Source organism: Paludibaculum fermentans (assembly GCF_051172195.1).
GTDB classification, from domain to species: domain Bacteria; phylum Acidobacteriota; class Terriglobia; order Bryobacterales; family Bryobacteraceae; genus Paludibaculum; species Paludibaculum fermentans_A.
This window is the reverse complement of record NZ_JBPJAQ010000001.1, coordinates 823,846-849,010: the sequence shown is the minus strand read 5'-3', so window position 1 is coordinate 849,010 and position 25,165 is coordinate 823,846. Positions and strand designations below refer to the sequence as shown.

20 protein-coding genes are annotated in these 25,165 nt (G+C 62.9%); 9 read left to right on the top strand and 11 right to left on the bottom strand.

Annotated features, from left to right (window positions below; translation table 11 throughout):
- The first annotated feature begins 219 nt into the window (after positions 1-219).
- Genes ACR9Y2_RS03580 through rnc form a run of 3 tightly spaced genes read left to right on the top strand, consistent with a single transcriptional unit; the run spans position 220 to position 3,321 of the window.
- Positions 220-1,782, top strand: a complete 1,563-nt coding sequence (locus ACR9Y2_RS03580; RefSeq protein WP_435039680.1) for a tetratricopeptide repeat protein — start codon at positions 220-222, stop codon at positions 1,780-1,782.
- 11 nt (positions 1,783-1,793) lie between these two features.
- Positions 1,794-2,570 (top strand): tetratricopeptide repeat protein, encoded by a 777-nt coding sequence (locus ACR9Y2_RS03575; protein ID WP_435039679.1) that lies wholly within the window; start codon positions 1,794-1,796, stop codon positions 2,568-2,570.
- 10 nt (positions 2,571-2,580) lie between these two features.
- Positions 2,581-3,321: a ribonuclease III gene (rnc, locus tag ACR9Y2_RS03570; protein WP_435039678.1), complete on the top strand. Its 741-nt coding sequence runs from the start codon at positions 2,581-2,583 to the stop codon at positions 3,319-3,321.
- A 7-nt stretch (positions 3,322-3,328) separates the two neighbouring features.
- Here rnc and ACR9Y2_RS03565 read toward each other — a convergent pair whose 3' ends face one another.
- From ACR9Y2_RS03565 to ACR9Y2_RS03550, 4 genes are all read right to left on the bottom strand, one after another.
- The gene (locus tag ACR9Y2_RS03565; protein ID WP_435039677.1) at positions 3,329-4,105 is read right to left on the bottom strand and encodes a flagellar motor protein MotB; all 777 of its coding nucleotides are present in this window, start codon (positions 4,103-4,105) and stop codon (positions 3,329-3,331) included.
- A 9-nt stretch (positions 4,106-4,114) separates the two neighbouring features.
- A complete protein-coding gene (locus tag ACR9Y2_RS03560; RefSeq protein ID WP_435039676.1) occupies positions 4,115-4,993 on the bottom strand; it encodes a flagellar motor protein in 879 nt (292 codons plus the stop codon).
- Positions 4,990-5,226, bottom strand: a complete 237-nt coding sequence (locus ACR9Y2_RS03555) for a flagellar FlbD family protein (protein ID WP_435039675.1) — start codon at positions 5,224-5,226, stop codon at positions 4,990-4,992. Before ACR9Y2_RS03555 ends, ACR9Y2_RS03560 begins: the two co-directional genes overlap by 4 nt.
- A 126-nt stretch (positions 5,227-5,352) precedes the next feature.
- On the bottom strand, positions 5,353-5,784 hold the full coding sequence (locus ACR9Y2_RS03550) for a MerR family transcriptional regulator (protein WP_435039674.1): 432 nt from the start codon (positions 5,782-5,784) through the stop codon (positions 5,353-5,355).
- 112 nt (positions 5,785-5,896) lie between these two features.
- On the opposite strand from ACR9Y2_RS03550, the gene rlmB reads away from it, so the two are divergent.
- Positions 5,897-6,616, top strand: a complete 720-nt coding sequence (rlmB, locus tag ACR9Y2_RS03545) for a 23S rRNA (guanosine(2251)-2'-O)-methyltransferase RlmB (protein WP_435039673.1) — start codon at positions 5,897-5,899, stop codon at positions 6,614-6,616.
- Between the two features lie 6 nt (positions 6,617-6,622).
- A complete protein-coding gene (locus ACR9Y2_RS03540; protein ID WP_435039672.1) occupies positions 6,623-7,747 on the top strand; it encodes a class I SAM-dependent methyltransferase in 1,125 nt (374 codons plus the stop codon).
- A gap of 2 nt (positions 7,748-7,749) precedes the next feature.
- Here ACR9Y2_RS03540 and ACR9Y2_RS03535 read toward each other — a convergent pair whose 3' ends face one another.
- From ACR9Y2_RS03535 to ACR9Y2_RS03525, 3 genes are all read right to left on the bottom strand, one after another.
- Positions 7,750-9,771, bottom strand: a complete 2,022-nt coding sequence (locus ACR9Y2_RS03535) for an FAD-dependent oxidoreductase (RefSeq protein ID WP_435039671.1) — start codon at positions 9,769-9,771, stop codon at positions 7,750-7,752.
- Positions 9,772-9,802: 31 nt separating this feature from the next.
- Positions 9,803-13,012: a TonB-dependent receptor domain-containing protein gene (locus tag ACR9Y2_RS03530; RefSeq protein ID WP_435039670.1), complete on the bottom strand. Its 3,210-nt coding sequence runs from the start codon at positions 13,010-13,012 to the stop codon at positions 9,803-9,805.
- A gap of 127 nt (positions 13,013-13,139) precedes the next feature.
- Positions 13,140-15,134 carry a winged helix-turn-helix domain-containing protein gene (locus tag ACR9Y2_RS03525; protein ID WP_435039669.1) on the bottom strand — a complete coding sequence of 665 codons (1,995 nt, stop codon included), beginning with the start codon at positions 15,132-15,134 and terminating at the stop codon, positions 13,140-13,142.
- 106 nt (positions 15,135-15,240) lie between these two features.
- Between ACR9Y2_RS03525 and proS the strand changes: the two genes are divergently transcribed.
- Complete coding sequence (gene proS / locus ACR9Y2_RS03520; protein WP_435039668.1) at positions 15,241-16,683, top strand: proline--tRNA ligase; 1,443 nt, start codon at positions 15,241-15,243, stop codon at positions 16,681-16,683.
- Here proS and ACR9Y2_RS03515 read toward each other — a convergent pair.
- A complete protein-coding gene (locus ACR9Y2_RS03515) occupies positions 16,680-17,363 on the bottom strand; it encodes a hypothetical protein (RefSeq protein WP_435039667.1) in 684 nt (227 codons plus the stop codon). The genes proS and ACR9Y2_RS03515 overlap by 4 nt on opposite strands.
- A gap of 2 nt (positions 17,364-17,365) precedes the next feature.
- Positions 17,366-18,103 carry a hypothetical protein gene (locus ACR9Y2_RS03510; RefSeq protein WP_435039666.1) on the bottom strand — a complete coding sequence of 246 codons (738 nt, stop codon included), beginning with the start codon at positions 18,101-18,103 and terminating at the stop codon, positions 17,366-17,368.
- Positions 18,104-18,226: 123 nt separating this feature from the next.
- Between ACR9Y2_RS03510 and ACR9Y2_RS03505 the strand changes: the two genes are divergently transcribed.
- The 3 genes from ACR9Y2_RS03505 to ACR9Y2_RS03495 all read left to right on the top strand — a co-directional run bounded on the left by ACR9Y2_RS03505 (position 18,227) and on the right by ACR9Y2_RS03495 (position 23,740).
- Positions 18,227-20,182: a DUF1549 domain-containing protein gene (locus ACR9Y2_RS03505; protein WP_435039665.1), complete on the top strand. Its 1,956-nt coding sequence runs from the start codon at positions 18,227-18,229 to the stop codon at positions 20,180-20,182.
- A 236-nt stretch (positions 20,183-20,418) separates the two neighbouring features.
- Entirely contained in the window at positions 20,419-22,347 is a 1,929-nt protein-coding gene (locus ACR9Y2_RS03500) for a DUF1549 domain-containing protein (RefSeq protein WP_435039664.1), read from the top strand.
- Between the two features lie 16 nt (positions 22,348-22,363).
- Complete coding sequence (locus ACR9Y2_RS03495; protein WP_435039663.1) at positions 22,364-23,740, top strand: DUF1501 domain-containing protein; 1,377 nt, start codon at positions 22,364-22,366, stop codon at positions 23,738-23,740.
- 57 nt (positions 23,741-23,797) lie between these two features.
- Here the strand turns inward: ACR9Y2_RS03495 and ACR9Y2_RS03490 are convergent, their stop codons facing one another.
- Both ACR9Y2_RS03490 and ACR9Y2_RS03485 read right to left on the bottom strand, forming a co-directional pair.
- A complete protein-coding gene (locus tag ACR9Y2_RS03490) occupies positions 23,798-24,118 on the bottom strand; it encodes a hypothetical protein (RefSeq protein WP_435039662.1) in 321 nt (106 codons plus the stop codon).
- A gap of 180 nt (positions 24,119-24,298) precedes the next feature.
- Positions 24,299-25,165 carry an SWIM zinc finger family protein gene (locus ACR9Y2_RS03485; protein WP_435039661.1) on the bottom strand — a complete coding sequence of 289 codons (867 nt, stop codon included), beginning with the start codon at positions 25,163-25,165 and terminating at the stop codon, positions 24,299-24,301.

The window sequence follows — 25,165 nt, the reverse complement described above, 5'->3', positions numbered from 1 at the left end:
CCGGCGCGCTGTCGGTAAACTTATGATTCCAGTCGGTATTGTCTACACAGATCCGCTCAGCGCGTACACCAGCCATCTCATCATAGTATCGGATTGGCCTGCGGATTTCTTTACCATGCTGCTAGGGGATCCGCCCGAGCCAAACCCCAGGCAATGCCCTCCCCATGCCTTTGACCTGTCCTGGTCCTGGGAATCCGTTACACTAGTGGTTTCGGGTGGATGAGCCGCGCAAACTCTTTCACGGCGCTGTTGCTGGTGGCTTCCCTGTCGCCCTGCCTTTGCTTTGCTCAGAAGCCCGCGACTCCGGCCGCCCCTCCTGCCGGCCCGCCTCCGGCTCAACCGCTGGAAGGACAGGGGCAATTGGATGCCAGCCCGTCCCTCTTCGCGGTTCTGGCCGCCATCAACGCCGTCGGCTACGACGCCAACCTCGATTCCCCCACCAATAGCCCCCTCCGCGCCGCCGTCCGGAAGTGGATCGAAGCCAAACAGCCCCCATCCCTGCGCCGGTTGAAGCAGTTCTTCGACGATCACCACCAGACCGATCCCAACGCCGATCTCAGCCAGTACATCAGCTTCGGCCTCGCCACCTACGGCCCACCCGATTTCAGACCCCTTTTGCCGGATGGCCAGCAGCCTCCGGATGTGGCGGCCCTGGAAGGGTTTAGGGAGATCTTGACGGAGTTCTACCGCGAGGCGGATCTCGAGTCGGCGTGGAAACAGGCCCAGCCGCTCTACGAGCAGGCCATCGCCCGCTATCACGAACCGGTCACCCAGGCCGTGCTCCAATCCAACGGCTTCCTGCGCAATCCTACCAGCGGCACCCGCGGCCACCGCTTTCAGGTGTTTGTCGATCTCCTCGCCGCGCCGAATCAGGTCCACACCCGCGTCTACGGCGACTACTATTTCGTCGTCGTCACCCCGTCCGTCGATCCCAGGATCCGCGACATCCGCCACGCCTACCTCGACTATCTGGTCGACCCGCTCGCCATCCGCAATTCCAAATACTTCGATAAGAAGAAGGGCCTCGGCGACCTGGCCCAGGCGTCCCCTATTCTTGCCGAAGATTACAAGAATGATTTCGTTAGACTGGCTAGCATGTGCATGGTGCGCGCCATCGAAGCCCGGTTGGATGGGCCCAGCGGTAGCGCTTATGTCGAACAGTCGATGAAAGAGGGTTTCATCCTCACGGCGTACTTCTACGAGGCATTGCCCGCCTACGAGAAGCAGGACCTTGCTTTCCGCATGTACCTGCCTGAGATGATCGACCACCTGGACGTTGCCAAGGAAGACAAGCGCATCGCCCAGATCGAGTTCGTCTCGCAGCGTGCCACCCGCGTCGCCAAAAGCGCGCCAAAAGCCGCTGAACCTCCGCTCACCGGCGCCGCCGCCGATCTGGCAACAGCCGGGCAACTGTACGCCGCCCATAACTTTTCCGCCGCCCGCGCCGCCTATCGCAAGGTGATCGAGCAGTCCGCCGACAAACCATTGCAGGCGAAGGCCTTCTTTGGGCTGGGCCGAATCGCCGCGCTCGAAAAGCACCCCGAACTCGCTGTACAAATGCTCGAGCGCACGCTCGAGTTGGATCCCGAACCGTTTGAGCGCGCATGGGCTTATGTTTATCTGGCCCGATTGGTCCTTGCCGCTGAAGAGCCGGAGATCGAGGCCGCGCTCAAATACTATCAGGCCGCTCTCGCAGTTCAAGGGGCCAGCGAGGGTGCCACTAAAGCGGCCCGGCAGGAAATGTCCACCGTGGCCGCCGCGATCAAGCAAGCTAAACCCTGAGGTAATACTCCATGACTCGTTCCATCATCACTAAAGCACTCCTGGCACTAACCATTTCCCTGAGTCTCCTGCTGGCGCAGACCGCAAACCCCAAAGCGCCGGCACCCAAGGGTCAGAAGGAAGCCGACGCCATCATGGCCATGTTCCAGGCGCAGGACCCCGATGCCCGCATCGCGGCGGCCAATAACCTCATCACCAAATTCTCGGAAACCGAGTTCAAGGCGACAGCCCTCTACATCGCCGCCTTCTCCTACCAGCAGAAGAACGACATGGAAAACACCGTCGTCTTCGCCGAGAAGTGCCTCGAAGCCGATCCCAAGTTCTTCGGCGCGCAAATCATGATCGCCAGCGGTCTTGCCTCGCGTACCAAGGAATTCGACCTCGATAAGGAAGAAAAACTCAGCCGCGCGGAGAAAATGGCGAAGTCTGCCCTGGAGCTCATCCCCACCGCCACCAAGCCCAACCCGCAGATCCCCGACGATCAGTGGGCCTCCGCCAAGAAGGACTTCGCTGCCCAGGCGCACGAAGCTCTCGGCCTCGCCGCCATGGTGCGCAAGAAGTATGACGTCTGCTCCGACGAGTTCAAATTCTCCGTCGACAACGCCTCCACGCCGGATCCGGCCGTCATGCTGCGTCTCGCCAGCTGCCAGATCAAGGTCAACAAGCTCGACGAAGCGCTCGCCATGGTCGACAAGGCCCTGGCCGACCCCAACGCTCATCCCCAGGTGAAGAGCGCCGCCACCCAGCTCAAAATGGACATCAACAAAGCCAAGGCCGCGGCGAAGTAGATTAGAAGAGATGCGCGCACCGCTGGAGGAGCTGGAACGTCGGCTCGGTCACACCTTTGCCGACCGTGAACTGCTCCTCCGCGCGCTGACTCACAAATCCCTCCTGGCGGACGCCTCTCCCGATACTTACCTGAGCGAGTCGGCTGTCCGCGACAACGAACAACTCGAATTCCTGGGCGACGCCGTGCTCGGCTTCCTGGCCAGTGAATACGTGCTCACCCTCTGCCCGTCCTACCCCGAAGGCAAACTCTCCAAGCTCAAAGCCCACCTGGTCAGCGCCGCTCATCTGCTCAGCACTGCCCAGGCGATTGAACTTGGTGACTATCTTTTGCTGGGGCGCGGGGAAGAAATGAGTGGCGGCCGCGGCAAGAAAGCCCTGCTCGCTAATGCCGTCGAAGCCCTCATCGCCGCTCTCTACCTCGATGCCGGACCCGTCGCCGGACTCGATGTCTGCCGCCTGTTCCTCGAAAAGTATGTCTGGAGCGGCATCCGCGTCGAACAACTCGGCGAGGCCGAAGTGCCGGTCGATGCCAAGAGCGCCCTCCAGGAACTCGCCCAGTCGCTGAAGCTGCCCGTACCGCGCTACGTCATCGTCCAGGAAACTGGTCCCGAACACGCGAAAACCTTCATGGTGGAAGCTCGCGTCGGCCGCGAATTCACCGCCCAGTCCGAGGGCACCTCGAAAAAGGCCGCCGGCCAGAAGGCCGCTGAACTCCTGCTACAGCACCTCCAATCCCTGCAGTCGAAATAGCCCCGCCTTACTTGCTCGACGCCTGCACCGGTTCCTGCGCCGCCGCCAGTTCATTCAGTACGACAATGTCCACCCGCCGGTTCCTCCGGCGACCCTCATCCGTCTCATTGCTCGCCACCGGAGCTGTGTCCGCGAAACCTGAGATGGCCATCCGGCCGCGGTCCACGCCAAAGCGTTCAGCGAATAATTCCAGCATGGCGATGCCGCGCGCCGCCGACAGGTCCCAGTTGCTGCGGAACCTCGAAGTCTTGATCGGAATCGAGTCCGTGTGGCCTTCCAGCCGGATCGGATTCGGATAGCGCTTGATCTCCGTCGCGATCACGGCCAGCATCGGCAGCGTCGTCGGTTCCAGGATGTCTCCGCCCGAAGGGAAGAACGTCGCTTCCTTCAAACTGATCACCAGTCCGCGCCCCTCCATCCGAACCTCCAATCGCCCAGACTGGATCTCCTTCTTCAAGGTGTCGTTCAACTGGTGCAGAGACGGCAGCAACTCCACGGGCCTCGGCTTCTTGTTCTGCACCGGCAAAACGGCGATATTCGACGGCAGCACCTGGCCCGGCTTGGACGGGATGTTGTTCAGCAGCCTGGAGAGCGCGGGGCCCAGGGTTCCCTCTGTCATGGCCTCCCGGAAGGCGTGGGATATGAGCGTCGCTTTCTCTTTGTTCGTCTGTGAGTTGGCATACATCATCACGAAAAACGCGAACAACAGCGTCATGAAGTCCGCATAGGACACCAGCCACCGCTCGTGATTCGGATGATCACCCGGCTTCTTCTTCCTCGCCATCTGCGGCCCTTACGCCGCCGACCGCTGCTGGTCCACGGCCGGCTCTGCCGCCTTCTGCGGCACCCCCAGGGTGAATGCCTCCAGTTTTCCCCGCAGCATCTTCGGATTCATCCCCTCGACAATTCCGCAGACCCCTTCCAGCATCATCTCCCGCTTGTCACGCTCCGCTGCGCCTCGCAGCTTGATCTTCAACGCTGCCGGCAGAAACACCAGATTGGCCGACCCCACGCCGTAAATCGTTGCAACAAAAGCGGCAGCAATGCCCTTGCCGACTTTGTTCATGTCCGACAATTCACCCATCACGATGATCAGGCCCAGCACCGCCCCAATGATGCCGATGGTCGGCGCAAAGCCGCCTGCGATCTCAAAAACCTTGGCTTCCTCTTCCAGCCGGCGCTCCGCCACGTCCATTTCCAATTCCATCGCCCCCCGGATCTCGTGCAGGTCCATCCCATCCACGGCCAGCATCATGCTCTTGCGCAGGAACGGATCCTCGATCTCCGCCGCCTCCTGCTCCAGGGACACTACCCCGTTCTTGCGGGCCCGCATGGCATAGCTCACCATCTGCTCCAGGGTCTCCTGGCTATTGTCCGAGTATTCGAAGATCAGCCCGGAAGCGCGCCGTGCAGCCCGCTTCACCAGGTCCACGGGGTTCGCCACCAGCGTCGCTCCGATACTGCCGCCCAGTACGATCAGCGCCGCCGAGGCACCCCACAGGTCGCCCGCGCGCCCATGCTCTATTGCATAGCCGCCCAGAATCCCCAGCAACGCCAGGCCCAGGCCGCCCAGCGTGCTGAGATCCAGCTTGCTCCGCCTCTTCGGACCCGGCATCTGGCTTGCCTGCTTAGCCTTAGCCGGTTGTTCCTTGGCCTCTGCAAGTTTGCTCATAACCCGCTCATCCCCTGTGCCGGCTCCGGCAGGCCCACCGGTCCTCGCGCCACGGGATGAATACAACGCCGGAACTCGACCACTCTCCGCACTACTTCGTCCGGATCCTCCACCACGAGAATCTTCGTGCCGTTCACCGTCGTGATCAGCGTGTCGGGCGTCTTGTCGATGAATTCAATCAGATCTGAGTTCAGATAGAACGGTGCCTGATTGATGCGCGTCAGCCGGACCATACTCGTGACCTCAAATGGCCATATCGTCCAGCAACCTTCCACCTTCAGCCTTTTCCGGCTAGGCGGGCGCATCAATTCAGACTGGTTGTGGGGAACAGGGGGGGAGTGAGTGTCCGGACCGCCGGACTACCGCAGTAGTTCGAGGATCGCCTTTAGCTCGGCCTTCACCCCGGCCATCTTTTCCGTCGCGCGCGCCGCCATCTGAACCGGATCCGGTCCAAACAGGCTGCTTTGCGTGGCGGGTGGCGGAGGCGCCGACTGGGTATTCGCCGTCGCACGGGGCGAAGATTTGCGCTGGTGCAGGAAAGTCCGGGCGCCTTCTATCGTGAAGCGCTTCTCATACAGCAGGTGCTTGATCTCCAGCACCATCTCCACGTCCTTGCGGCGGTAGAGCCGCTGGTTCGTGCCCGACTTCTTCGGCGAAAGCTGGTTGAACTCCGTTTCCCAATACCGCAGAACGTAAGACTTGATTCCCGTGATCCGGCTGACGTCGCCGATCCGGAAGTATAGTTTGTTCGGAATCTCTACCGGCTGAGGCCGGGTTGATGCGGTGGCCATCGGGTTGTGGGAGTCTACCGTCATCCTAGAGAAAGACTAACCCGGCGTCAACCATTTCCGGCTCTTTTTGTTTGATGCGCGAAGCACCCGCCTCCGTTACCATGAAAACGTCATGGCCTTCATTGCCGGCATCCATCCTGTACGCGAAGCTTTACGGGCCGGTCAGTCGCTCGACCGCGTCCACATCGTCAAAGGAGCCGCCGGTCCCCGCCTCCAGGAGATCATCGAACTCTGCCGGACGGCCAAACTGCCGGTCCGTTTCGACACCCGCGAGGCCCTCGACCGGCTCGTGAAAGGCCTGCCCCATCAGGGAGTTGTGGCCGTTCCGTCCACCCAGGTCGCCCTGACCCTCGAGTCCGTCCTCAACCGCCCCGGCCTGCTGGTCGTCCTCGACGGCGTAGAGGACCCCCACAACCTCGGCGCCATCGTTCGTACCGCCCACGCCGCCGGCGCCACGGCTGTAGTAATTCCAGAGCGCCGCGCCGTCGGCCTCACCGAAACCGTCGCCAAAGCCGCCGCCGGAGCCCTCGCCCTGCTCCCCGTCGTCAAAGTAAACAATATCAACCGCGCCCTGGAGACCCTCAAACAGCACGGCTTCTGGATCTACGGCGTCGACGAGCGCGGCAAACAGAACTACTCCGACACCGAATTCACCAACCCCGCCGCCATCGTCCTGGGCGGCGAAGGGCGCGGACTGCACGAGCAGACCCGCCACCACTGCGACTTCCTCATCCGCATCCCCATGGCCGGCCAGATCGCTTCCCTGAACGTCTCCGTCGCCGCCGGTGTAGTCCTGTTCGACTGGCGCCGCCGCAATCCACCCACCCCGTAGTGCCCCATGCCCATCTCCACTTGGAGCGGAATCCTCGACCTGGCTGCCTCTTTCGCCTCTTCTTTGCAGGCCGCCAAGGCCCGCATGCACGACCACTGCTCCTGGTATCCGTACGAGACTCTCTCGAATCTCACCAAGCTCACACCGGTCTTCGGCGCCTCGGCCGCCTCGTTCGAGGAACTCGCCGGAGCCGGTCCCATCCTCGACATCGGGGCCGGCGACGGCGATCTTTCCTTTCTGCTCGCCCAGGCCGGATACGCCGTCCATGCCCTGGACAACCCTGCCACCAATTTCAATGGCATGCGCGGCCTCCGCTTGCTAGCCGCGGAATTGGGTTCGAACGTTCAAATCCTGGAAGCGAACCTCGACCGCGACTTCGACCTTGAGCCATACCAACTGGTCCTGTGCCTGGGGGTGCTCTATCACCTCAAGAGCCCGCTACACTTGCTGGAGGCGATCGCCCGCTCCGCCCAATACTGCGTGCTCAGCACCAGGGTGGCGCGCCAGAGCCCGGAAGGCCTGCGGCTCGATCCGCAGCCGCTGGCCTATCTGCTCGACGACTCCCAGCTCAACCGGGACAACAGCAATTACTGGATCTTCACCCCCGCCGGGCTGCGCCGCCTGGCTCGCCGCGCCGGTTGGTCCACCCTGCACGTTGCCTACTACGGCGACACCCGCACCTCCAACCCGCTCAGCCTGGAGCAGCACGACGAGCGCGCCTACGTCCTGCTGAAGAACCGCAAAGCCCTGGCGAATGTGGAGTTACTCTCCGGCTGGCATGACGCGGAACAGAGCGGCTGGCGCTGGACCCGGCGAGAATTCTCTGCCTTGGCCACCGTCGCAGCCGAGCCCGGCGCCTCGCTCCAGCTCCAGGTGCAGTTCTTCCTTTCGGGCGACGTCATCCGCCGCTTAGGCCCCATCACGCTGCGCTGCCGCGCCGAAGGTCGCCCGGTCGAGCAGGCGAGCTACCCGGAAGCCGGCGACATGGTCTATCGCGCCGCGCTGCCCGCCCTACCGGCCGAAGGACCCATCCTGCTGCAGTTCTCGCTCGACAAGGCGCTGCCACCCGGCGAACTCGACGACCGTGAACTGGGCATCATCGTCCAATCCATCGACGTCTCGCCTGTTTGACCTCAGCGCAGCGAAGCAAGCACCTCGCACGCCTCGTCGCGCCGCACCACAGTCTTCGACTCGAACTCGAACTTCTGCCCCTTCAGCGCTTTACCGGCCTGTCGAAGCGCTCCTTCCACCATCTTGCGGAAGACCTCCGGAGTCACCGGAGCGTCGGGGTACACGAACGCCAGCGAGTCCTTATACGACGCATAGGTCAGGTATTGCCGGACCTCGAAGGGCAAAAATGGCTGGCCGGAGGAAGTGCTGGCATCGTACAGCGTTTCTATATACTTGAACGCTGCGTGCCCGCGTGGAGCGTCGCGGAAATGGGCGCCCGTGATGCTCAGCGGCAGGCCCAGGCCGTTCACCAGCAGCCGCGACAACTCGCCCACCGTGATGGGCCGTTCCGGATGGAAGCGGTAGTTTTCGTCTCCATCCACCGCGCCCACCAGACTCAGCTTCTGGATCGCCGCAAAGCGCGCCATCGAGGCGTCGACATCCTGGTAAAAGAACAACTTAGCCCCGGAAGCCAGCAGCCGCTTCTGCAGCTCCGCCACCGGCACGTCGCGAAACGCGATGCTCTTTTTCAACGCAAGCACCGCCGCCGCGCCCGCCGCCTCGCCCAGGGCCGACCACACCGGCTCCATCCGCACCGACGTCATGGCCACGTGCGACGACGAGATCGCCACCGGCACCAGCAACCCTTCGCGATTCACCGGCACCAGCACCCCATAGGGGATCTGGTACGGACCCGTGACGTCCACCAGGTTGATGGCCCCTTCGCCCGAGCACCGCGAGTCGCGATTCGTCGGATTCTGCACGTTGTGCGAGTCCATCTCGTACAGCCCGATGGCCACGCTGTCCGGGTGTAGCGGTCCGCGCAACCCATTGCCGCGCAAGTCTTTATGGATGTCGCTCTCGGTCAGCTTATACAGCCCGTGGATGCGCCGCGCCTCGCGCACATACAGCTTGTAGGGGAAGTTGCCGTTGTCGGTGAACTCATCGTCGGCGAGCCCGAAGTTGGGCTGCTTGCCCTCGGTCTGGATGTAGTAGAGGAAGCCCAGGGCATAGTCGCGATACTTCTTCGCGATCTCGGCGCGTTCGGGCCAGCCCGCTTCGGGGTAAGCCCACTGCGGACCCGACCAGTCGTTGCCCCAGTTGATGCCCAGCACGTCCACCTTGCCGTTGGGCAGGTAAGCCTTGAGGGGCGACCACTTATAGCGGGTGGGATCATACCCGGGCGGCGGAGTTTCGATCCTGTGAGCACCGTCCGCCTTGCCGTAGTCCTTCACCAGGAAACGGTAGTTGTAGGCCATGATCTTCTTGTCGGCTTTGCCGCTGCCCCCAGGCAGGATGGTGCCTGGCAACTGGTAAACCCCTTCGCAGAACGCATCCGTATAGATTTCGCCTGCATGGGGTTCTTCCGGCGAGCGCGCCTCCCGCCCCAGGTCATACGGCACGCCCGCAAATGCCGCTACATCACCTTCATACGTCGCGTCGATCACCGCCCGGCCGCGGTAAGTATGCTCCGCGCCTTGGGCGTCTTTGGTGACGACAGCTACCACGCGGTTGCCTTCCACCTTGGCGGCCACCGGCACCTCCCGGTAGTAGGCCTGGATACTCGGATGTTCAGCCAGCATCTGGCGGTAGACCATCACGCCGACCTTGGGTTCCCACGCCTGCCCCATCGGCACGCTATGCCGGATCTTTGGCGCCGCGAGCTGCGCCTTCACCACCGGATCATTTGCGAGTTCTGTCCGGTGGTATTTCGCAATGCGCTGGCGGAAGTCTTCGAATACGCCGCTGACCGACTGCACCATGGCGTCGTCGGCTCGTGACACCCCACTGGTCAGCAATCCTCCAGGGACCGGCATCTCCTCCACAAGGGCGACCGTGAGCTTCGCCCGGCCGGCCTGGATCGCCGCGGCGACCCCGGCGGGGGTGGCTCCAATCACCACCACATCGTATGAGTCGAGTCGTTGGGCGGGCAGCAGGGCGCAACAGGACGCCAAAACGACAAGTGTTGTTTTCAGGGTTTTCATGCGTAGAGCCAAAACGACAGGTGTTGTTTATCTAGAAATAGAGCTTCAGCGCCAGTTGGATGTTGCGCGGAGCGCGGGCCGAGGTGATGCGCCCGAACTGCAGCGGAGCGCTCACGTTCGTGGCCGGGGCAAACCACTGTGTGTGATTGAAAGCATTGAAGAACTCGGCCCGGAACTGCAGGTTGTAGCGTTCCAGGAACGACGTGTTCTTCATCGCCGCCAGGTTCCAGCTGTTCGTACCCGGTCCGATGATGATGTTGCGGCCGGCGCTGCCGAACGTCCCGGCCGGAGGAGCCACAAACGCCGCCGTATCGAACCACCGCAGGATGGTGCGGTCGCCCGAGTCCAGATTCCCGGTACCGATGCGGTTGGCGCGTAGCGCGGTGAACGAACCGGCTCCGGAGTTGTCCGCGGCCGAGATGGTCAGCGGGAAGCCGCCCTGCATCGTGGCGATGGCGCTGGCCTGCCAGCCGCCTGCCAGCACGCGGGTGATGCCCTTGGTATTGCGGGCAAACGGCAGTTCGTAGCTTGCGACGGCCGTGAAGCGGTGGCGCACGTCGAAGTCGCTCAAACCACGGTCGGCTCCGAGGTTGGTCGCGTCCTGGTTGGCGGCAGACGAGGCGTTGGCGGAGTCCATGTCGATCGACTTCGAGTAGGTGTAGTTCGCCAGCAGCGACCAGCCGGTCTTGAACTGCCGTTCCAGCCGCAGTTGCAACGCGTTGTAGCTGGAATTCGAGTTCTTCTCGGAGGTCAGGATCGGTCCCAGGTTGGGCAGCGGGAAGTAGGGCACCGCGGCCGTGATCCGCTTCTGGTTGTAGTTGCGGCGCTTCGACTGTTTGCGGCCCAGCGTGCCGACATAAGAGGCTTCCACCAGGTAGTCGCCGAAGATCCGCTTTTGAATGTTCAGGTTAAACTGCTGGACGTAGGGCGTCCGGTCTGTTTTGAGGTGCGAGAACGTCGACGTGCCAGGATCGATGCGGTCCGGCGGACCGGGGTTGGGAAACAGGTTCTGGAACAGGGTGCCCGGCGTGCCGGCTTTCGGATTGTTGGTGACGGAAATGAGGGTTTGGAAGGGTGGCACGAAGCCCAGGAAGTTCAACTCGTTGGCCTGGGTGACGTCGTAGAAGATGCCATAGCCGCCTCGGATGACAGTATCTTTACCTGCGTCGTAGCTGAAGCCGAAGCGCGGCGCGAAGTTGTTGTAGTCCTCGTCCAGCAGGGCACGCGAGGTGTTCGGGTTCAGGCTCAAGTCCTTCGGATCAAAGGGGTTCTTGCGGGCGAAGATCAGGTTGCCGGTGGAGAGGTCGACAATCGCGATCTTATTATGGACATCGTAGGCGCGCTGGGCATATTCATAGCGCAACCCCAGGGAAAGGTGGAGGCGCGAGGTGAGCTTCCATTCGTCCTGGGCGAAGAAATTGTACGTCGTATTGCGGAAGGCCGGACTATTCACGGTACGGGCGCCGCTGGCCGTATTGAAGGCGCCCAGCAGGTAGTCGGCCAGAGGATCGCCGCCCGTACTGCCGCCTGCCGTCGAGGTCGTGAAGATCTTGGCGAACGAAATGTCACCGTTCGGGGAGTTGGAGCTGTAGACGTTGTACTGCAGCCGCCGGATGTCGGCGCCCAGCTTCAGGACGTGGTTGCCGCGCGTCAGGCTCAGCACGTCCGAGTACTGGAAACGATTGGAGATATAGCCGGTTGGGCGGCTGCCGCCGGAGACGTTGTAGCCGGTGATCGTCACGCCGGGCAAGGCTCCGCCGTCGGGCTCGTTGGGGACGGTGTTCTTCAACCCGATCGCCTGGGCCAGGTTCGTGCCGGGCACGCCGATTGCCTTCTGGAAGATGTTGTCGCGGCTGTAGCCGAAACGGAACTCGTTGACGGTTCTGGGCCCGAAGATGTGCGTCTCCTGCAGCGCGCCATTGTAGGTAGTCCAGGGGTATTCCTTGCTCCACAAGGGGTGTAGCGACGGCGCCGTGTTCGGAGCGTCGTAGTACGACCACCGGCCGAACAGTTGATCCGTACTGCTGAGTGCGTGATCGATGCGGAAGTGCACCTGGTTGCTGTCGGCGATCGCGCTGGGCGACACCGAGAGGTTGCTGTTGTTGATGGGCTGGGCGAGGTTGGCTACCGGGATGTAGTTGCTGAAGTTCTTGGTGGCCGGATCTAACCGGTTGACAGGAATGATGTTACCTGGGAATGCGGTGCGTACCCCGGCGGCGTCGGTGGTGAGGGGGTCGTAGATCACGCTGGCGATGGACGACAGGTCGCCGCCCAGTTGGGCCTGGGTGGGTTCACGGCCCAGCAGCGGCGTGGTGCGGCGGCTGCGAATGCCCTCGAAGTTGGTGAAGAAGAAGGTTTTGTCCTTCACCACGGGTGCGCCCAGGCTGAAGCCGAAGTCGTTCATCTTCGTCTGTGCCTTGGCGCTGGTGTCGAAGTAGTTGCGGGCATTCATGACCGAGTTCTGCAGGAACTCGAATGCCGTGCCGTGGATCTGGTTCGTGCCCGATTTGATGGTCACGTTCATCACCGCCGCGGCGTTGCCGTACTCGGCCGACATCGTATTGCGCAGCATCCCGAACTGCTGGATGGCGTCCACAGAGACGGGCATGCTGGCGTTGCCCAGCCGTTCGCCGCGCGACTCGACGCCATCGATCAGGAACGAGACGGACGATTCGCGCTGGCCGCTGACGAAGGCGCTGAGGTTGCCGCGGTTGGTGAAGCTGGTCTGCAGGCTCTGGCCGTTCTCGCCGGTGACGGGCACGACTCCGGCGGTCAACCCGGCCAGCGAGACGAAGCTGCGCGAGATGGGCATGTCGACGATCGTCTTCTGGCCCAGGGTCTGGTTCAGGGTGGAGGTGTCGGTTTCCACCCTGGTGGCGGCCGCGTCGGAGACGGTAATGGTCTCACTAACCTCGCCCAATTGCAGGGCGATGTCGGCGCGCAGGCTGCGGTCGACGCGGACATCGAGATCGACGATCCGGCTGGGTTTGAAGCCTTGCTGGGCGATGGAGACGGTATACCGGCCGGGCGGCAGGAGGGTGGCGGCGTAGTTACCCTGCTCGTTGGTGACGACGGTGCGGGCAGCGCCCGTATCCTGATTGTGGACTTGCACATTGGCCGCCGGGACGGGCGAGCCGGAGGTGTCGCTGACGGTGCCGACGATGCTGCCGGTGATGGACTGGGCGTGCATCAGGCCGGTGAGAATCAGGAACGTGGCGATTCTAAGACCCCAGGTCAACATAGACGGGAACTCCTTTGTTTACTGCGCTACGGTGACCCATGCTGCGCCCGGAAGGGGGCGCAAGTACTGACAGCGGGGCGAAATTATCACGACAAATCGACGAATGGGGTGTTAAGCGGCGCGCGGGTCAGTGACTGCGAATCAGCCACAGATCGCCACGGTTCTCCAGCAAGGGAACGACTAAGCCCTTTGGCTGCATCGCGAAGCCGAGGTTACTGTCCGACAGCAGGTAAGGGCTGCCGCGGAAGTAACTGCTCTGGCGGGGTGGACCGATGGGCGTGCCGCGGGCAGAGTCGAAGTCCAGCAGCCAGATGTTGAACCAGCCGTCTTCGTCGGACTGGTAGTAGATGCGCCGGCCGTCGGTCGACCACGCGGCACCCTGATAGTGGCCCGGACCGGCCAACCGCAACGGAGCGCTGTCCTTCCGTTCCAGCCACAGGTTCTGCTGTCCATCCCTGGATTCGACATAAGGGCGGAACCTTCCGCTTGGATCCCAATTGGTGGGCGCTCGGCCGGAAGGTGCGCCGTCGAGGACCTTCTCATCCACCAGTTTGGAGAAGTCCTGGTTGAACATGGCTTTGCGGCGTTCGCGGTTGCGGCCGTCCATGATGTCGTAGGTCAGGCCGCGGCCGTCGTCGATCCAGGTGGGCGAGGTGCGGGAGAGCTGGTCGGTGGGCCCGATGGGCCGCACGGCGCGGGTCTCCAGATCGAGCAGCCATAGCTCGAAGCGCTCGCCCTGCCAGAGGAAATAGACGATGCGGCGGCCGTCGGGCGAGAGCATGGGCGCGCGGACGGAGGCGGCTCCGGTAGTAAGGCGGGTCATGGCCGCTTCGTCGAGCCGGCCATCGGGTTCAAAAGGAACCAGCCAAAGGGCTTCCGGGGCGGCAATGGCCGAGAAGGCGATCTCGCCGCCGGGACTGAAGCGAGGGTGCTGGTGACCCTGGGTGGTGAGGGTCAAGCGGACCGGCCTAGCCGTTTCCGCACCGGAGCGGCGGTCGATCTCGGAGCGCCAGAGGCCGCGATCCAGACCGACAAAGACCAGTTGGGAGCGTGTGCGGTCGTAGTCGAAGCCGCCGTCCTTTAGGACTCCGGTGCCGGGTGTGACGACCTTGGCTTCGCCGCCGGCGGCGGAGACGCGCCAGATCTGGTGGCCCAGGTAGACCCAATCGGGCGAGCGTTTCTGCGCTGGCTCGCTGCGAAACTGGGCGGTGGCAATGAAATAGACCATCTGGCCGTCCTGGCTCCAGGCAGGCCACGAGAGGCTCGCCAGGGTTGGAACGGTGACCACCACCCGGCGCAGCGAGCGGTCTTCCTTCTTCCAGATATAGATGTCGCTCTGGGCGCCGGCGGTATGGAAGGCGACGAAGCGGCCATCGGGGGACCAGCGCGGGTGGTGGCCGAACTCGGCGATGGGGGCGGTTTCCCCCGTAACCAGGGACTTGGCGAAGAGTCCGCCTTTGCCCTCCTCGGAGCGGTAGGCGATCCAGTCGGAGTCGGGCGACCAGTCGGGTTCGGAGAGATTGGCTTTGGATTGAGTCACCTGGCGGCGATCGCCGCTGGACTCCTCCAGGATCCAGAGATTAGCCGTGCCCTTCTCGTCGGAGCCGTAAAGGATGCGGCGGCCGGTGGCGTCGAAAGCGGGGTAGTCCTCCATGCCGGGGAGAAAGGTCATTTGGGCGATCTTCAGTTCGACGGGCGCGGCGGGCGGCTTGCGGCCGAACCAGAACAGGGCGGCAGCGGCCAGGGTCAAGGCGCAGGCCAGGACGGGCATCCACCAGCGGGAGGGAGCAGGCGCAGGCGGAGGTGCCTCCGGCCCGGCGACGAACTCGTAACCGCGTTTGGGATGAGTGCGGATGTACTGTGGAGTCTTCGAGTTATCGCCCAGAGCCTTGCGTACATCGAGCACACGCTGGACGAGGGCATCGTCGGTGACGGCGGTGTCGGCCCAGACGGCGTGCAGCAGTTCGTCTTTGGGGACGATCTGGCCCGGGCGCTGGGCGAGGTAAGCGAGGACGGCGGCCGATTTCAGGTTGAGCGGGATCTCACCTGCGGGCCCGGACAGCCGTTGTTCCCTCAGATCGAAGAGGTAAGGACCGAAGCGGATTGTCCCTGGCGCGACCATGGGCCTCGTCTACACAGTATGGACGCTCCGCCTCAGGTCCTGCAGGCAAGATGCGGCAAATCCTCACGTTTGGCCCGGGACCGGCACGCTAGAATGGACTATTACGATGTCCGAGTCTCCTATTACCCCTCGTGGGAAAGATTTTGCCTCCTGGTATCAGGATGTGGTGCTGCACGGCGATATGGCCGAGCCGGCCGAGATCGTCAAGGGTTGCATGGTGATCAAACCCAACGGCTATGCCGTTTGGGAACGTCTGCAGCGTGAGCTGGACGACCGCTTCAAGGCCACCAATCACCAGAACATCTACCTGCCGCTGTTGATTCCACAGAGCTTCCTGCAGAAGGAAGCGGAACACGTCGAGGGCTTCGCGCCGGAACTGGCGGTCGTGACGATTGCAGGCGGCAAGGAACTGGAAGAGCCTTACGTCATCCGGCCCACGTCCGAGACCATCGTCGGCCATTTCTTCTCGAAGTGGATCCACAGCTACCGCGACCTGCCGGTGCTGGTGAACCAGTGGGCGAACGTGATCCGGTGGGAGCTACGCACGCGAATGTTCCTGAGGACCACCGAATTCCTGTGGCAGGAAGGGCATACGGCCCACTCCAGCCATGAGGAGGCGGTGGAAGAAGTACTGCGGATCCTGGATCTGTACGCCGAGGTCTCGGAAGAGATCATGGCGGTGCCGGTGATCAAGGGCGTAAAGACGCGGGCGGAGAAGTTCGCCGGGGCGCTGCGGTCGTACTCGATTGAAGCGATGATGCAGAACGGCCTGGCCTTGCAGGCCGGCACCAGCCACGACCTGGGCCAGAACTTCGGCAAGGCGTTCGATGTCCAGTTCCAGAGCAAGGAAGGGAAGCTGGACTACGTGTGGCAGACGAGCTGGGGTGTGAGCACGCGGCTGATCGGCGGCCTGATCATGACCCACTCGGACGATAAGGGCCTGGTGCTGCCGCCCAAGGTGGCTCCGCGGAAGAGCGTGCTGGTGCCCATCTACCGCAAGGACGAAGAGAAGGCCGTGGTGATGGAAGCGGCGGCGAAACTGGCCAAGGATTTGGGCGCGCACATCGACGTGCGCGACGGTATGACGCCGGGCGCCAAGTTCTTCCATTGGGAGCGGTTGGGTGTGCCGGTGGTGTTTGAGCTGGGTCCGCGAGACGTGGCCAGCGGCAACATGGTGATCAAGCGGCGCGACACGGGGACGAAGGAAGTGATCCCGCAGACCGAGGCAGTGGCGAAGCAGGCGGAGATCCTGGAAGCGATGCAGCGCGACCTGCTGGCGAAGGCCCGGCAGCGGATGCAGGACAACACGGTGCTCGCGAACTCGATCGGCGAGGTGCAGGAGATCCTGGGCTCGGTGACGGCCGAGAAGGGCGGCGGCAAGTTCGTGATGGCGCATTTGAAGGACGATCCGGCCAACGACGCGCGGATCAAGGAATTCAAGGCGAGCGTCCGCAACATTCCGTCGGTGGATCTGTACGACGGGCCCGGCAAGTGTATCTTGACCGGCGAGACGGTGGATCGCCGCGTGGTGATCGCCAAAGCGTACTAAAGCGCGAGCTGGCCCTGGTAGACCATCTCAGCGAGCTTGAACTTGCACGAGAGGGGTCTGGGGGCGACGGTGGAGAACTCCACGACGCCGTCGTCGAGGGAGAACGGGATTGCCGGCTGGAAGAAATAGGTGACGAGGGCCGGGCCGTTGTAGTGGCCCAGCACCCGCACCGGGTGCAATTCCGGCCGGTCGCGGCGACGCAGCAGCGTCCTGATGAGGATCGTCTTCTGCGCTTCGCCCTCGGGCTGAATGGTATGGCCGGTGGACAAGGGTGTCTCCCCAGGCAGGACGGTGATCGCGTAGAGCCGGCCCTCCTGCTTCTCGTCGACCTCCGGGTAAGCCAAATTCAGCCGCTTGAGGGCTTCGCGAACGGGCCTGGCGCTTTCCCAGCGGACGAGGTAGGGGATCACTCCATCCGCAGGCATGCCCATGCCTGCACCGCCATTGCGGCCGTAGGGAACACCTGCAGGCGACATGGGCCGGTTTGGGGAAGGCGCGTCGGGCCCGGTGAGCGGGACGGAGACGCGCGCGGTCCAGGGGGAGTCGGTGACTACGCGCTGCAGTTCCTTCCCTGACCATTGATCGACCGGCTTGGTTTGCCAGGGTGGAGCGGCGAAGGCGGCCGGCATCAGGGCGGCTCCGAGGCCTGCGATCGTCTGGCGGCGGGAAAGAATTCGCATGGCTAATCCTGGAAATCGACCTTGGACGTGGCGGTGAAGTGGCGGTAATCCGTGAACTTCAGGTACGCCTGGCTGCAGTCCATCAAGGTATGGCAAGCACGAACCTCGGCCTGGGCCGGCATCAGGAAGGGCTCGCCATCAATGCTCACGGTTGTGTAGGTGACAGTGAGCCAGGCGTCCTGAACGACGTATTTCCGGGGAAACTGGTGGGCTTCCATGTGGAGACGGTAGACCTTGCCGTCGGCTTCATCCGCCCAGAAGGAGCCTTCGTAAGCGGGTTGGTAGGCGGCTCCGGGGCCGACGTACCATTGGGAGTTCTCCTGGCGGACCTTGAAATCGTAGCGGCGCAGGCGGCGGCCCTCCACTCTTTCCCGTCCGGCACGATGGAAGAGGGTTTGGGTGGGGGCATCGAAGAGCAGCAACAGGGCCGATGAGAATTCGCCGCGATGGTTCATCCCGGGGAAGTCGGCGGGCTCCGGCTGTTTGAGATCGATGCCCGCGGCCTGTTTGAGAAAGTATGACTCACGGCCGCGGATGACGCGGATTTCATAAATTGCAGAGTCGGACATACGGATACCGCGGCCGCGATTACCCTGGCTCAGTGTAGATTCCTGGGTACACAGGAAATCGGGGAGTTCCCTGCGCCAATCGGCGACACGCTGGCGGATGAGGGGGAGCAGGGGATCCGGCTCCGCTGCGAGGAGCAAGGCGGGTAACAGGATGAGAATCAGGCGCCACACCCGGCTCTATTATAGGTCCGGTATCCGGCCGGGGCACTGGTCTGGGGATCGACGCCGTAAACAGGCGCCCCCTGCCCGACAACTGTCAGACGACCTGCTATAATCCACGCATCCAGGGTGACCATGACTGCTCGGCGGATCCATACCTCTCTTACTTCCGTGTTTGTGCTGGCCGCCTGTGCCGGCTGCGTGTCTGCGGCCAAGGCCCAGGTTGTCGAGGAAACGGCAGAGCCGCAAGCACTTAGTGCCTCCGGAGAAAACTGTTCGTTCATCGCGGCACCGGAGAAGGTGCTATCCCGCGCGGATCGAATCCGGCGGGAAGTGTATGACCGCACTTTGAGCTTTGCGAAGTCGATGGGCAAGACGGGATCGGTTCGGCAGGCGGTTTCCGCTTCCGAACTGCCGTGGCGCAGTTTCATCGACGAAGAGATCTTCCGGAAGCTGGAAGCGGATGGGATCTCTCCGGCCGCGCTCTCATCCGATGAAGAGTACTTCCGCCGCATCAAACTGGACCTGACTGGACGGATCCCGACGGCGGCCGAGATTCGGGCGTTCGTGGCCGATACAAACCCGGCGAAGCGCGACGAGATGGTCGATAAGCTGCTCTACAGCCCCGAGTTCGTCGACAAGTGGACCGTCTGGCTGGGCGACCTGCTGCAGAATTCGATAACCGCCTCCAATCGGAACCAGAACCAGGAGGGGCGGAACCGGTTCCACGAGTACATTAAGGAAGCGATCGATAGCGGCAAGTCGTGGCGCGAAATCGCGTATCAGCTGGTGACGGCAACCGGCAACAACTACGATCGCGATACGGCCGGCGTGAACTTCATGCTGCGCGGCTTCGCTCCGATGGGGCCGGCGCAGGACACTTACGATCTGGTCACGGTGCGGGCGGCGACGATGTTTCTCGGGTTGGGGCACTACGACTGTCTGTTGTGCCACAACGGACGCGGGCATCTGGATGCGGTTTCGGCCTGGGGTGCGAAGACGTTGCGGGTGGATGCGCAGCGCATGTCGGCGCATTTCGCGCGGATCAATCTGTCGACGTATCCAGGCAGGGAGACGTCGGACTACTACCTGAACTCCACGATCGTGCTGGACCGGCCGACCGGCAGCTATTCGCTCAACACCACTTACGGGAACCGGCCCAACCGGGTGGCCACGAACATCAATGGTGTGGCGGTCACGAATCTGACGCCGCTCTACCGGGATGGGACGACCCCCGCGGGCGACTGGCGCGATTCCTTTGCGCAGCGGTTGACCAACGACCCGATGTTTGCGCGGAACTATGCGAACCGGCTGTGGAAGGCGATGTTCAACCTGGCGCTGGCGGAGCCGGTGGACAATCTGGATCCGGATCGATTGAACCCGAATGTGCCGCCGCCCAGCGGGTGGGATTACCAGGCGTCGCATCCGGTGCTGCTGGAGAAGCTGGCGCAGGCGGCGCGGGATAACGATTTCAATCTGCGCGAAACGCTGCGGCTGATTGTGCAGAGCACGGCCTACCAGTTGAGTTCGCGCTTTGACGGCGATTGGGATTTGACGAAAGTCTCCACGTTTGCCCGGCATCTGCCGCGCCGCCTGGAAGCGGAAGAGGCCCACGATGCGATTACTAAGGCTACGGGGTTGTTGCCGTCCTATTCCGTAGGTGGGTGGGTCGAAAAGGTGAACTGGGCGATGCAACTGCCGGAACCGACTGAGCCGCGCAGCGATGGGACGGCCAACGCCTTCATGAACTCGTTCAGCCGCGGCAATCGGGACACGCAGCCGCGCAGCGCGTCGGGGTCGGTGCTGATGTGGCTGAACATGATGAACTCCACGCTGGTGACCAACCGCACGCGGGCGACGGGCGCGACGGCGTCTCCCTACCTGGCGGAGCTGGCGAAGAACAAGGCCGACGATGTGGTGGTGCAGGACATTTTCCTGACGTTCCTGTCCCGCAGCCCCAGCGAGCATGAGAAGTCGGTGGCCTTGAAGACGCTGGCCAAGTCGGGGACTGCGACGTATACGCGCGCCGCGGCCGTGGAAGACCTGGCCTGGGCTTTGATCAACAAAACCGATTTTCTGTTCAGCTATTAGCGCATTGGGCCGCCACTACAGGCCGCTCCCAAAGGTTGTAGTGCGCCTGCCTGACGCGCTGTCAGGCATATTCCGTGTGTCTGGAATTCGTGGAAATTCCGAAATGCGCGGAAGGAAAATCGAAAGCCTGCCGGCCGCGATTAGCATTGATAAGAAAGTACACTTTTCTGTTGCGGCGCACGTCTGGAATCACAAGACGGTCTGGGTGAGATTGTCAGCGGCGGCTATAATTCACTATGCCGGAGTACAGAATGGCGGTTCAGCGGCTGTACCCAATTCTGATTCGGATTGCGCTGGCGGTTGGCGCTATTCGGGTGGCTGATGCGGCGGAGGTGCCGCCTCGGCCGGGGGACAATTGCTCGTACACGGCCACGCCGCGTTCGCTGGATGCGCCCGATTCCCACATCCGGCGCGAGGTGTATGAACAGGCGCTGGCTTTCGTCAAAGCGGTACCCCGGCGGCAGAAAGACCGCGCCGTGGTGGACCCTGCCAAGCTGGTACGCCGCAATCTGATCGACCAGGAGATTTTCCAGCGGTTGGAGGCCGGCGGCATTCCGGCGGCGCCGCTCTCGACGGACGAAGAGTTCTGCCGACGCATCCACCTGGATCTCACCGGACGGATTCCTTCGGCCAACGAGGTGCGGGCGTTTGTGGCGGACCGGACACCCAAAAAACGCGACGTCCTGATCGACCGGCTGCTGCACAGCCAGGAGTTTGTAGACAAGTGGACGGTCTGGATGGGCGATCTGCTGCAGAACACGATGAAGGCGTCGAATCGCGATGAAGGGGTGCCCGGGCGAAACGGAGTTCACCGGTACATCCGGGAGTCGATTGAAAAGGACCGGTCGTGGCGGGAGGTCGCCTTCTACATGCTGACCGGGACGGGGAACAGCTTTGACGAAGATTCAGCCGGAGTGAATTTCGTGGTGCGCGGCTACGCTCCGATGGGGCCGATCCAGGACACCTATGATTCGGTGACGGTGCGGGCGGCCTCGATTTTCCTGGGCATGGGGTCGTACGACTGCCTGCTGTGTCACGATGGCCGCGGCCATCTCGAGGCGGTATCGGCCTGGGGCACGCGCACCACGAGGCTGGAGGCGGAGCGGATGGCGGCCCATTTCTCGAGGATCAGTTTTGCGGCTTACCCGGGCAATGACAACGCGAATTTCTACACGCGCTCGCATGTGGTGCTGAACAAGGCGGCGGGTGGCTATGGGATGAACACGAAAATCGGAAATCGCCCGGACCGGATGCCGGTGCAGGTGGATGGGAAAGCGGAGAAGGAGTTGACGCCGGTGTATCGGGATGGGACGCCGGCGAGCGGTGAGTGGCGGGCTTCCTTTGCGTACAAGGTGACCGAGGATCCGATGTTCGCCCGCAATTTCGTCAACCGGCTGTGGAAGGCGATGTTCAGCGTGGCGCTGGCGGAGCCGGTGGACAATCTGGATCCGGACCGGCTGGATCCGGCCGTGGAGCCGCCGGGCGGCTGGGACTACCAGGCGTCGCATCCTGATCTGCTGGAGGATCTGGCCCAACTGGCGAGAAAGAACGATTTCAGCCTGAGGGAGATGCTGCGGCTGATGGCGGAGAGCACTGCGTACCAGCTGAGTTCGGAGTATGACGCGCCGTGGGATGCGGCGAAGACGCGGCTGTTTGCGCGGCACCTGGCGCGGCGCCTGGATGCGGAAGAGGTGTTGGACGCGGTGACCAAAGCAACCGGAATCCTGCCTGCTTACCAGGTGGCCGGATGGACGGACAAGGTGAGCTGGGCGATGCAACTGCCGGAGCCCAGCGAGCCGCTGCGGGATAATCCGGCGCGCGAGTTTCTGGACGCCTTCGACAGGGGCAACCGGGATCTGCAGCCGCGCGGCACAGCGGGCTCGGCATTGATGTGGCTGCATCTGATGAACTCACCGGTGATCCTGAACCGGGTGAATGCGAAGGCCTCGCCTTATCTCGCCGAACTCGTGAGGAACCCTGGGGATGAGGCCGTTGTAGAGGATTTGTTCCTCACGTTCCTCTCGCGCCGTCCCAGCGAATATGAAAAGATGGTTGCTCTGAAGGCACTGGCCAATTCGGGCACGAAGGCGTATCCTCGGGCGGCGGCGGTTGAGGATCTGGCTTGGGCCCTGATCAACAAGACGGATTTTCTGTTTAGCTATTAGGGAGGGGGCGCACACCATGAAGAACCGCTTTGGCATTGACTGGTCGACGGTGCAAGGCACGAACTTCTGGCGTCGTCCGGCCATCGATCGCAGGGTGTTTTTCAAGCACGCGGGCGCGGCGGTGGCGGGTAGCTTCTTCCTGCCTGGCCGGTCGCTGGAGACGATTGCCAAGGGGCAGAGTTCGCCCATCGGGACCGCGAAGAACGTCATTTTCGTGATGATGTCGGGCGGGCCCAGCCACGCGGATACCTTTGACCTGAAAGAGGGGGCATGGACGCTGGCGGCGATGGAGCCTACCTCGTATGGCGACATCCGCTGGCCGCGCGGGCTGTTCCCGACGCTGGCCGGGCAGATGGATTCGATCGCGCTGGTTCGTTCCGCCAAGGCCTGGGCGCTGGTGCACGGCATCATGCAGACCTGGGTGCAGATCGGGCGCAACCCGCTGTCGGGGTTGTCGAAGATCGCTCCGCACATCGGGTCGGTGGTGGCGCGCGAGCTCGGCGATCCGACGGCGATTATGCCGGCTTTCGTTTCGTTGAACACGGGCAGTGGACCGGGGCAAGGGTACCTGGAGCCGACCACGGCTCCGTTCTATGTCAGCCCGGGCGGGAACGGATTGGGCAACACGACCTCGCCGATTGGGGCGACCGGCTTTGACCGGCGCTATGGATTGCTGTTGGAACTGGATGCCGAGACGCGGGCCGAGGCGGCCATCGGCGCGGCCGTCAAAGAGATGGAGCAGTTCAACCTGACGGCTCGCTCGCTGATGTACAACACGGCCGTCGACAGTGTGTTCAAGTTCGATGCGGCCGAGCGGGCGCGCTATGGCACCACGGGCCTCGGCAATGCGTGTATCACGGCGCGGAACCTGCTGCGCGGCAAGCTGGGGGCGCGGTTCATCCAGATCACGACCGGCGGTTGGGACATGCACACGGGCATCTACACGGGTACGGCGCTGAATCCTACGAACGCGGCGTCGACGGGGCGCACGTTCGACCTGGCGCTGGGTACGCTGATCGCGGACCTGAAGAGCGATGGGCTGCTGGACGAGACGCTGATCCTGTGCATGGGCGAATTCGGCCGGACGGTGGGGGCGCCCAATTCCGGAGCAGGCCGCGATCACTTCATGACGCAGGCGGTGATGATGGCCGGCGCCAGGATCAAGGGCGGACGGGTGATTGGCAAGACGGACGCGCAGGGCAACGGGCTGGTGGAGCCGGGGTGGTCGTTGCAGCGAGAGATCCGGCCGGAGGATCTGGAGGCCACGCTTTACTCGGCGCTGGGGATCGACTGGACGAAGGTATACCACGACGACCCGTTAAACCGGGGCTTCTCGCTGGTGCCCACGAATCAGTCTGAGCAGTATGCGCCGGTGCACGAACTGTGGGCGTAAATGAAAAGGGCCCACCCCTGATGGGGCAGGCCCGATGGAAAGCTCTGTGGGGCGGACTTAGGCGCGGCGCGGTTCGCGGTACTGCATGAAGGCGCCAACGACTGCGATCAGGGCTGCGCATGCGATCCAGGCCACGCTCCTGGCTTCCGGAGCGCCGGTAAAGCGATAGACGGGGCTGAGGAAGAAGCCGTACATCATCAGGGCGAAGACGATGACGGTGTAGACCAGCAGGAGCGGCTTCACTTTTCTCACGAGGCCGAGGAGCGCTGCGGCGATACCGAGCAATCCTAAAACGAGCATTCCATACAGCGCGGAGTCACCCTTCCAGAAGGGGAGCATGTCCAGCTTGAAGTTCTTGGTATCGCTGAGCAGCAGCAAACAAGAGACTCCTGTCATGAACAAACCCGCCAAGAGGGCGAACAAGCAGCTATAGAAACGTAGCACCATGGCGATCACCTTTAACAACCTCCACTTGCCGGTCTTCCGGCTCGCGACCATTCTATCAATTTGAGAAGTGTCTGCTGGGCGTGGCAAAGCGCTTTGCCGGGTTCGTTGCACTCACTTAGGCTTACGAGGCTGCTTCCGGGCCGCGGCCTTCTTCGTTGCCTTTTTTGCAGCCTTTTTGACCACGGCTTTGCGCGGCGCGGGCCGGTTGACCGCCGCTGTCTTTCTGGCTGGTTTCGAAGCGATTGGGACGCTCTCTGCCTGTTCCGCCATGTCGAGCCCGAACAGCGCCGAGAGGTCTTCGCCGCCCAGGATTTTGCCGGACGACGGAGCTTGGCTGGAAAGCAGGGTGTCCTTGCCGGCGCTCGCGATGAGCTCCTTTTCGTCCACGCCGCGCAGCAGGAAGAGCAGTTCCGGGTGCTGGTCGAGGCGGGCGCCGACGCCATAGAGTGTGGCTGCGATGTGTTTGCACATGCCGGCGGAGTCGGGGCAACTGCAGGAGAGTTTAATTTCGGTGGGCGCCGGAAACAGGCCTTGGCCCTGCCTGCAAATGCGCTCCATGACGCCTTGGGAGAGGCGACCCATCAGCAACTCGACCAGTGAATCGATGGTGCCCGCACAGTCGGCGCGGAGGGAGTTCCAGCGCGTTTTCGCGACCGGAGTCACTTTCAACCGGACCTCATAGAGGCTGGAGCCGCTGACATGCGCGCAGATGAGGCCGGGCGTCAACTCCAGATTGACGACGGAGCCGTTGCGGACATAGGTGCGCCCGCGGGGCAGGCGGTTCGCATAGTCGCTATAGCTCTCCAGGTTGGTGCACCAGGCTTTGCCCCAGAACGTCCGGGCGATGGTGCGTCCTTCCAGGATGACGGGGGTAATGACTTTTCCCTGCTTGCGCAGTTTCTCCAATTCGCGCAGTGCCTTGCGCCGGCGTTCCGCTACGGGGACATAGCGTGTCCAGCCCCAATCGTCGTACCTCAT

Excerpts from the sequence above, each read along its gene's own strand:
- ACR9Y2_RS03550 (WP_435039674.1), bottom strand. The coding sequence starts at position 5,784 with ATGGCCACCGCATCAACCCGGCCTCAGCCGGTAGAGATTCCGAACAAA.
- ACR9Y2_RS03555 (WP_435039675.1), bottom strand. The coding sequence starts at position 5,226 with ATGGTCCGGCTGACGCGCATCAATCAGGCACCGTTCTATCTGAACTCA.
- ACR9Y2_RS03565 (WP_435039677.1), bottom strand. The coding sequence starts at position 4,105 with ATGGCGAGGAAGAAGAAGCCGGGTGATCATCCGAATCACGAGCGGTGG.
- ACR9Y2_RS03530 (WP_435039670.1), bottom strand. The coding sequence starts at position 13,012 with ATGTTGACCTGGGGTCTTAGAATCGCCACGTTCCTGATTCTCACCGGC.
- ACR9Y2_RS03515 (WP_435039667.1), bottom strand. The coding sequence starts at position 17,363 with ATGCGAATTCTTTCCCGCCGCCAGACGATCGCAGGCCTCGGAGCCGCC.
- ACR9Y2_RS03485 (WP_435039661.1), bottom strand. The coding sequence starts at position 25,165 with ATGAGGTACGACGATTGGGGCTGGACACGCTATGTCCCCGTAGCGGAA.
- ACR9Y2_RS03495 (WP_435039663.1), top strand. The coding sequence starts at position 22,364 with ATGAAGAACCGCTTTGGCATTGACTGGTCGACGGTGCAAGGCACGAAC.
- proS (WP_435039668.1), top strand. The coding sequence starts at position 15,241 with ATGTCCGAGTCTCCTATTACCCCTCGTGGGAAAGATTTTGCCTCCTGG.
- rnc (WP_435039678.1), top strand. The coding sequence starts at position 2,581 with ATGCGCGCACCGCTGGAGGAGCTGGAACGTCGGCTCGGTCACACCTTT.
- ACR9Y2_RS03505 (WP_435039665.1), top strand. The coding sequence starts at position 18,227 with ATGACTGCTCGGCGGATCCATACCTCTCTTACTTCCGTGTTTGTGCTG.
- ACR9Y2_RS03580 (WP_435039680.1), top strand. The coding sequence starts at position 220 with ATGAGCCGCGCAAACTCTTTCACGGCGCTGTTGCTGGTGGCTTCCCTG.
- ACR9Y2_RS03540 (WP_435039672.1), top strand. The coding sequence starts at position 6,623 with ATGCCCATCTCCACTTGGAGCGGAATCCTCGACCTGGCTGCCTCTTTC.
- ACR9Y2_RS03525 (WP_435039669.1), bottom strand. The coding sequence starts at position 15,134 with ATGGTCGCGCCAGGGACAATCCGCTTCGGTCCTTACCTCTTCGATCTG.
- ACR9Y2_RS03500 (WP_435039664.1), top strand. The coding sequence starts at position 20,419 with ATGCCGGAGTACAGAATGGCGGTTCAGCGGCTGTACCCAATTCTGATT.
- ACR9Y2_RS03560 (WP_435039676.1), bottom strand. The coding sequence starts at position 4,993 with ATGAGCAAACTTGCAGAGGCCAAGGAACAACCGGCTAAGGCTAAGCAG.
- ACR9Y2_RS03535 (WP_435039671.1), bottom strand. The coding sequence starts at position 9,771 with ATGAAAACCCTGAAAACAACACTTGTCGTTTTGGCGTCCTGTTGCGCC.
- rlmB (WP_435039673.1), top strand. The coding sequence starts at position 5,897 with ATGGCCTTCATTGCCGGCATCCATCCTGTACGCGAAGCTTTACGGGCC.
- ACR9Y2_RS03575 (WP_435039679.1), top strand. The coding sequence starts at position 1,794 with ATGACTCGTTCCATCATCACTAAAGCACTCCTGGCACTAACCATTTCC.